Below are 7,345 nucleotides of genomic sequence, written 5' to 3' on the forward strand. Positions count from 1 at the left end.
GTCCAGGTCGGGGCTTCCGGCATGCAGGCCATCGTCCTCGGAACTTCCGCACCCTTCCGTGCAAGCAAGACTCTCGGCTCGCTTCGAATGGATTACCGGGGTGCAGGCGAGCGAGCCAGAAGCGCGGCGAAAACAGACCCGCGGATTGCTTTCATGTCCTCCTGATGCCGAGGTGAGTCGAAGGAAGGGGTCCAGCCGCGTGGATCTGCACCCTGACCTCCGCCCAGGCGAAGGCAAGCCGCCTCCCTCTCCCCCCGTCCGACACGCAGCCCGCCGCCATCCACCGGTGCCTGCCCGTGCGCCGTCCCGTCCGTATCCTCCGTGCAGCCCGCCGTGACCTGTGTGTGAAACGGCAGTTCAGCACAGCCCGCCGCGCCACGACTCCGTGTAGAACGCGAATGCACTTCCCCGCCCCGCCCCGGACCGATAATCTATATCCGCGTTGAACCGGAACGACTTACCCGCACGGTGGACGAGCGGTGGCGACTGAGTGGAAGAAATACGCGGCCCCGGGGCTGTGGAAGGAACGTACGATGAGCGCGTGGGCCCGCCTGCGCGGCGCCTGGGGCAACCCGGCCGAGCGCAAGCTGGTGATCGGGCTGGGCGCGCTGGGGCTGGCCGCGTGCGGCACCGGCGGCCTGACGGCGGCGTGGACCCGCGCCTGCGCCGGCACCTGCCCCAACGCCGAGCACGTAGCCAGCTTTGCCCCGCGCCAGGCCAGCCTGGTACTGGACGCGCGCGGCGGCGTGCTGGGCCAGTTCTACCGCGAGCGCCGCACCCTGGTGGACATCGACTCACTCCCCCGGATCGTCTACATGTCGTTCGTGGCGATCGAGGACCGGCGCTTTTTTGAGCACGAGGGCGTGGACCTGCGCCGCATGGTGGCCGCGGTGCGCGACAACGTGATCCGCGGCTGGGGCGGCCCCGGCGGCAGCACCATCAGCATGCAGCTGGCCCGCAACCTGTTCCCCCAGCAGCTGCCGGCCAACGAAAAGAGCGTCCGCCGCAAGGTGGCCGAAATCAAGCTGGCCATGCAGATGGAGCGCCGCTTTGAGAAGCGCCGCATCCTGGAGCTGTACCTCAACCACATCTACCTGGGCGCCGGCGCCTACGGGGTAGAGGCCGCCGCGCGCACCTACTTCGGCAAGTCCGCCCGCGAGCTCAACTACCTGGAAGCCGCCACCCTGGCCGGCCTTCCCCAGGCGCCCACGGCGTACAATCCCCGCCAGCACCCGGAACGCAGCGAGCGCCGCCGCAACCGCGTGCTGGAGGCCATGGCCGACGCGGGCCTCATCACCGCCGCGCAGATGGAAGAAGGCAAGCGCACCCCGCTGGCCCTTTCGCCCCCGGGCGGCGCCTTCAAGGCTCCGTACTTCGTGGAAACGGTGCGCCGCGAGCTGGAAGACCAGTTCGGCGAGCTTCTGTACACGGGCGGGCTGCGCATTCACACCGGCATTGACCCGGTGCTGCAGGCCGAGGCGGAGCGCGGGCTGGAGCAGCAGCTGCAGCGCATCGAAGGCGGCGAGTACGGCGGGTTCGGCGGCCCCACCTACGCGCGCTTCACGGCGGGGCTCAAGCCGGGGCAGGCGGTGACGCACACCCCCTACCTGCAGGGGCTGGTGGTGGTGATGGACCCCCGCTCGGGGCTCATTCGCGCCATGGTGGGCGGCCGCGACTTCCGGCAGTCGCAGTTCAACCGCGCCACGCAGGCGCAGCGGCAGCCGGGCTCGTCGTTCAAGCCCTTTGTGTACGCCGCCGCGCTGGAGAACGGGCGCTCGCCGCTGTCCGGAGTGAGCGACGGCCCGCTGAGCATCAGCGTGGGTTCCGAGGTGTGGAGCCCCAAGAACTACGACGGCACGTACGGGGGATGGACGTCGCTGCGGTCCGCGCTGCGCAACTCGCGCAACCTGGCCACCATCCGCCTGGGGCGCGAGACGGGGATCGCCAAGGTGCGCGACCTGGTGGCGCGCACGGGGATCCGCTCGCGCATCCCCGGCTATCCATCCGTCTACATCGGCAGCGCCGCGGTGTACCCCGTCGACCTGATCGCCGCCTACGCCGCGTTCGGCAACGGCGGATGGCGGGTGGAGCCGCGCTACGTGCAGCGCGTGGACGACCACCGGGGGCGCGTGCTGTGGGAGCCAGCGCCGCCGCCGCGCCGCGCCATGGACCCCGGCATCGCGTGGATCATGACGGACATGCTGCGCGAGGTGGTGGACCGCGGCACCGGAACGCTGGCCCGCGACGACGCCACGGGGCTCTCGTACGACGTCCCCGCGGCGGGAAAGACGGGGACCACCAACGACGCTGCCGACATCTGGTTCGTGGGGTACACGCCGGACCTGCTGGCCGGCGTGTGGGTGGGGTTCGACAACCCGCACACCATCATGAGCGGGGCCACGGGCGGCACCATGGCGGTGCCGGTGTGGGCGCGGGTTATGCGTACCGCGTACGCAAACCGGAAGCCCCCGGCGGCGTGGCCGCGCCCCTCGGACGTGGTGGAGCGGCGCTTTTCCGGGCGCATGGTGCTGAGCGCCGGGTGCGGCGGTGGCACCGAGGACCTGTTCTCCGCGCGGCACCTGCCCGAGGTGGGCTGCCCCGTGCGCGAGACCGCGCCCATGATCTTCGTGGATCCCACGCCCGAGCTTCCGGGACGTCCCGTGTTCCCCGGCCAGGCCCGCGTGCCCCGGCCGGAAGACTTCGTAACCCCGGGAGCGGAGGGCGCCAAGAAGCCCTGAGCTCCCTGCCCCATCCGGGAGACCATGCGACGCAAGCTGCTGATTGCCTTCGGGATCTTCGTCGCGCTGGGCCTGGGGGCCTTTGCCTGGCTCTGGTTCGCCCCCTGCGGCATGGGGGGCTGCGCTCCGGTGAGCGACCTGAACAAGTACCAGTCGGAGGGCACGCAGCTCTTTGACAGCAGGGGGAAGTCCATGGGCACCCTGGCCGGCGGAAGCCGCCACGTGGTGCCGCTGGACTCCCTTCCCGACTACCTGCCCAAGGCGGTCCTCGCGGTGGAGGACCGCCGTTTCTACAGCCACGGCGGGGTTGACTGGAAGCGCTTCATGGGCGCGCTGTTCCGCAACGTCAAGGCGGGCGGGGTGGAGGAGGGCGGCAGCACCATCACCATGCAACTGGCCCGCAACCTCTTTCCCAACCAGCTCAACTACCGCGAGCGGTCGTTCCGGCGAAAGATCCTGGAGGTGCGGGTGGCGCGGCAGATCGAGCGCGCCTTCAGCAAAGACAAGATCATGGAGCTGTACCTCAACCACATCTACCTGGGTGAGGGCGCCTACGGCGTGGACGCGGCGGCGCAGACCTACTTCGGCAAGCCGGCGCACGACCTTACGCTGGCCGAGGCCGCGCTCATCGGCGGCCTTCCGCAGTCCCCCTCCCGCATCAACCCGCGCGAAAACCGCCAGGCCGCCCGCACGCGCCGCAACCTGGTGCTGCGCGAAATGGCCAAGTCGGGGTTCATTACCGAAGCGGACGCGCGGGAAGCGACCGACACGCCCGTGCGGGTGGCGCGGCGCAGGAAGGCCGCGGGGCAGCAGGGCTCGTACTTTCAGGAGCGGGTGCGGCGCGAGCTGGAAGACCTGGTGGGGCCGGAGCTGCGCGGGTCCGGGCTCAAGGTCTACACCACGCTGGACCCGGTGGCGCAGAAGGCATCGGAGGAAGAGGTGGCCCGCCAGGCCGACGCCATCGAGGCCGGGCAGTTCGGGTCCTATCGTCATCCCACCTACCCGGAAGCCAAGGGTGAGCAGGAGGAGGGGGTCACCACCTACCTGCAGGGCTTCGCCGTGGTGATGGAGGCGGAGACGGGCGCCGTGCGCGCGCTGGTGGGCGGGCGCGACTACGAAGACAGCCAGTTCGACCGCGTGTACCAGGGGCTGCGGCAGCCCGGCTCGGCCTTCAAGCCGTTCGTGTACCTCACGGGGCTGGAGCAGAGCGTGCAGCCCACCACGCGCTTCAACGACGCCCCGGTCACCATTCAGATCGCCGGCGGCCGCCCCTGGCAGCCCAAGAACTACACGGGGCGCTACGACGGCCCCATCACCGTGCGCGACGCCCTCACCCGCTCCAAGAACACGGTGACGGTGCAGCTGGCGCAGCAGGTGGGGATGGGCGCGGTGATCCAGACGGCGCGGGAGATGGGGATCCGCACGCCGATCGGCAGCAACCCGTCCACGGCGCTGGGGTCGTCGGAGGTGCGCCCCATCGAGCTCGTGGGCGCCTACGCGGCGTTCGCCAACGGCGGCTCGGTGCCCACGCCGTACGTCATCGAGCGGGTGGAGGACACGGAGGGCGAGGTGCTGTACCGGGCCGAGCCGCGCAGCGCCCGCGTCATTGAGCCCGCGGCGGCCTTCGTGCTTACCAGCATGCTGCGCGACGTGGTGGACCGGGGAACGGGAACGCCGGTGCGCGGCGCGGGGTTCCGCGGCGCCGCGGCGGGAAAAACGGGAACCACCAACGGCGCCACCGACATCTGGTTCGTGGGGTACACGCCGGACCTGGTGGGCGCCGTGTGGTTCGGCATGGACAAGCCGCAGACCATCGTTCCGGGCGCGAGCGGCGGCACCATCGCGGCGCCGGTGTGGGGGCGCATCATGTCGCGCGTGTACCGCAACCGCCGCGCGCCCGCGGCCTGGGCGCCGCCGAGGGGCGTGGCCGCGGAAACGGTGGACCGCGCCACGGGCATTCCCGTGCAGGCGGGCTGCCCGGCCAAGGGGCCCACGTACACGGAGTACTTCGTGGGCTCCGCGCCGGCGCCGGGCATGTGCGACGCGGGGCAGTACGCCGGGATGGCGATGGACACGGCGTGGATGGACGAGGAGACGGGCGCGTACAGCACCGATCCGTACCCGGACTACACGCCCCGGAGCTACAACCCCGACACGGTGGGGCTGGGCGACCTGCGCGAGCGAGGGATCGTGTTCCCGGAACTGGAGGAGCGTCGCCGCCGCGGCGATACGCTCACGGCGCCGCTGCCGGGGAGCGTGGAGAACCCGGCGCCCGCGCCGCGGACGACGCCGTCCTATCCCTCGTACCCGGCCCCCGCGCCGCCGCCGCCCTCGCGCCCGCGGCGCGAGACGCCCCCGCCGCGTACGCGGGAGCCGGCCCGGCCTCCGGAGCCCACGCCGGAGCCCGCCGTGGAGCCCGCGCCCGCGGAGCCGCGGAACGAGCCGCGTGTGCTGGGAACGCCGGTGACGCCGCCGGACAGCACGGGGGCGGGGCGCCGCTGAGCACGCCAAGCGGGGGCGCAGTACGGGGATAGTGAAACTCCCGGCATGCTGCGGGGTTGTACACGAGCGCCGCGGCCCGCTGGGGGCCGCGGCGCTCTCTGCCGGAACGGGTCCGGCGCAACAGCAACGGAGTGGACGTGGTGGGTTCCGTACGGGCGGCCGCGCTGGCCGCCTGCCTTGTCGCTTTTCCCGCGTACTCTCAGGTGCGGCCCATGTCCGCCGCGGTGCCGGTCCCCGCGGCGCCGTCGGCGTCGGCCGGGGAGGCGGCGCGCGGGTGGTACACCGAGCTGCAGCGCATCAGCGTGCGGCTGCAGCGCGTGCACGAGGCCGCGCTGCAGAACCCGGCCCTGCGCGCCCGCCGCGACGCGCTCATGCGCGCCATCAAGGCCGGCATGGACGAGACGGACCCGGAGCTGCGCACGCTGGCCGCGCGGGCGGAGCGCATTCCCGCCGAGGTGCAGACGGCGCGCCGGCAGAGCGACGTGCAGGCGCTGCGGTCGCTGGACCGGGAGATGGCGCAGATCCAGGCGCGCTTCATCAACGTGGAGCAGAGCGTGCTGCGGCAGGACGCCGTGCGGCGGCAGGTGCGCGCGTACGAGGAGCTTCTGCGGCGGCAGATGATCGCCATCGAGCCCATGACGGAAAGCCTGCTGGCGCGCGGCACGGACCTGCGCCGCCTGCTGGAAGCCACGCTCAGCCCCGCCCAGCGCGAGTAGTCCGCGGGCGTGCGGATCGCAAAATACGGAAGCTCCCCGGGACACCGCGTCCCCGGGGAGCTTCTGTTTTTCCGCCAACGATGGCGCACCGCAGGGAATCAGAACGACGCGATCAGGCGGATCGTCCCGATCCAGCGGGTGCGGTGTTTGGACGCGTGGAGATGCCCGGAGCGCTGATGCTTACGACGGCGGGCCGAAGACGAGGAGGCCGAGCAGCAGAACCGGCGCAACGAGCACCCACAGGGCGGTGCGGCGGGCCTCGCGGGCGACCTCGCGCTGCATGGCGGAGGGCGAGGTGACGCGGACCGCGACCACGTCCGCCAGGGCGACGGCCACGCGCGACGGCGGATTGGCGCCGGGCGTCCACGCGCCGAACGCGCTGTCGGCCGTCACCTGCGGATTCACGAGCTCCACCCGCCGTCCGTCGCGCAGCGTGACCTCCACGTCGCGGCCGCGGTAAACCAGGATCTGCTCCGCGGGCGGGCGATGGATCGCGGGTGCGCAGGCCCCCAGCGCGAGCGCGCCCGCGGCGGCGATGATTGTACGCAGGCGCATCACTCGGAGGGGAAAAGGAGGACGAGCGCGGAAAACACGCCAACGAGCAGGCCGAACAGCACCGCGACGCCGGTGACGCCCTGCGTGGGCACCTTTCCCGGGCGGCGGTACTGCACGTACGTGATGTCGGAGACGGCCACGGCGACGCGCCGGTTGCCCGCGATGCCGCTCACCGAATCCGCATGGAAAACGGCCCGCGAGAGCACCACGGTGCTGCTGTCGCGCCGGGTGATGCGCACCTGGTGCTGCTGCTCGCTCAGCGGCTGCCGCGGCGCCGCGGCGGGATCGTACCAGTACGCGCATCCGCCCAGCAGCAGCAGGGCGATGACGATCAGAGCCGGCCGAGTGCTGCGCTTCATCCCGCCTCCTGATCCAGAATCCACCGAAGACCGCTCGTCCGATGCACGGAACCGGCCGGGAGCGCCATCATCCGCGCGCGCGAGCCGCTTCAATCAACCGCGCGAACCGGACATCCGACTCATCGAGCCAGAAGATGCATTCCTCCGGGTTCACCTCGATCCCGGCCTGAACGTTGGCGATGAAGAGGTCCGGCACCCAGGAAATGAGCTGCACCTGACGGCTGCTGTGCTGGGCGAGATCGGTGACCAGGGCGACCCAGGTGTCCCACGGCGGGGTGTTGCACACGTCGAAGTATCCGCCGGATTGCACCTCCGCGGCGCCGTCGGACAGTTCCGCGTCCGGGCAGAAGACGAGCAGCCGGCCGCCGGTGAGCGCGGTCCCGGGCTCCCCGCGCGCTTCGGCGCGGCGGCGGAGTGAGACGCTGCGCACCGCATCCGCGTAGCCGGGCTCCAGCACACGGGGACGGAGCTCGGG

Annotated in this window: 6 protein-coding genes; 3 read left to right on the forward strand and 3 right to left on the reverse strand. The window is 71.7% G+C overall.

The annotated features are described in order from the left end of the window. Window positions 1–533: 533 nt before the first annotated feature. The 3 genes from VF665_RS16905 to VF665_RS16915 all read left to right on the forward strand — a co-directional run bounded on the left by VF665_RS16905 (window position 534) and on the right by VF665_RS16915 (window position 5,956). Window positions 534–2,738 (forward strand): PBP1A family penicillin-binding protein, encoded by a 2,205-nt coding sequence (locus tag VF665_RS16905; protein WP_331054621.1) that lies wholly within the window; start codon window positions 534–536, stop codon window positions 2,736–2,738. Window positions 2,739–2,762: 24 nt separating this feature from the next. Continuing rightward, complete coding sequence (locus tag VF665_RS16910; protein ID WP_331054622.1) at window positions 2,763–5,240, forward strand: PBP1A family penicillin-binding protein; 2,478 nt, start codon at window positions 2,763–2,765, stop codon at window positions 5,238–5,240. 137 nt (window positions 5,241–5,377) lie between these two features. Further along, the gene (locus VF665_RS16915; RefSeq protein ID WP_331054623.1) at window positions 5,378–5,956 is read left to right on the forward strand and encodes a hypothetical protein; all 579 of its coding nucleotides are present in this window, start codon (window positions 5,378–5,380) and stop codon (window positions 5,954–5,956) included. 180 nt (window positions 5,957–6,136) lie between these two features. Here the strand turns inward: VF665_RS16915 and VF665_RS16920 are convergent, their stop codons facing one another. The 3 genes from VF665_RS16920 to VF665_RS16930 form a co-directional block, all read right to left on the reverse strand. Continuing rightward, the gene (locus VF665_RS16920; protein WP_331054624.1) at window positions 6,137–6,511 is read right to left on the reverse strand and encodes a hypothetical protein; all 375 of its coding nucleotides are present in this window, start codon (window positions 6,509–6,511) and stop codon (window positions 6,137–6,139) included. Continuing rightward, window positions 6,511–6,870 carry a hypothetical protein gene (locus VF665_RS16925; protein WP_331054625.1) on the reverse strand — a complete coding sequence of 120 codons (360 nt, stop codon included), beginning with the start codon at window positions 6,868–6,870 and terminating at the stop codon, window positions 6,511–6,513. The genes VF665_RS16920 and VF665_RS16925 overlap by 1 nt, the downstream gene beginning before the upstream one ends. A 67-nt stretch (window positions 6,871–6,937) precedes the next feature. Continuing rightward, window positions 6,938–7,345: hypothetical protein (locus tag VF665_RS16930; RefSeq protein WP_331054626.1), on the reverse strand; the 408-nt coding region annotated here is incomplete at its 5' end.

Source organism: Longimicrobium sp. (genome assembly GCF_036387355.1).
GTDB lineage: Bacteria > Gemmatimonadota > Gemmatimonadetes > Longimicrobiales > Longimicrobiaceae > Longimicrobium.

Excerpts from the sequence above, each read along its gene's own strand:
- VF665_RS16925 (WP_331054625.1), bottom strand. The coding sequence starts at position 6,870 with ATGAAGCGCAGCACTCGGCCGGCTCTGATCGTCATCGCCCTGCTGCTG.
- VF665_RS16910 (WP_331054622.1), top strand. The coding sequence starts at position 2,763 with ATGCGACGCAAGCTGCTGATTGCCTTCGGGATCTTCGTCGCGCTGGGC.
- VF665_RS16920 (WP_331054624.1), bottom strand. The coding sequence starts at position 6,511 with ATGCGCCTGCGTACAATCATCGCCGCCGCGGGCGCGCTCGCGCTGGGG.
- VF665_RS16905 (WP_331054621.1), top strand. The coding sequence starts at position 534 with ATGAGCGCGTGGGCCCGCCTGCGCGGCGCCTGGGGCAACCCGGCCGAG.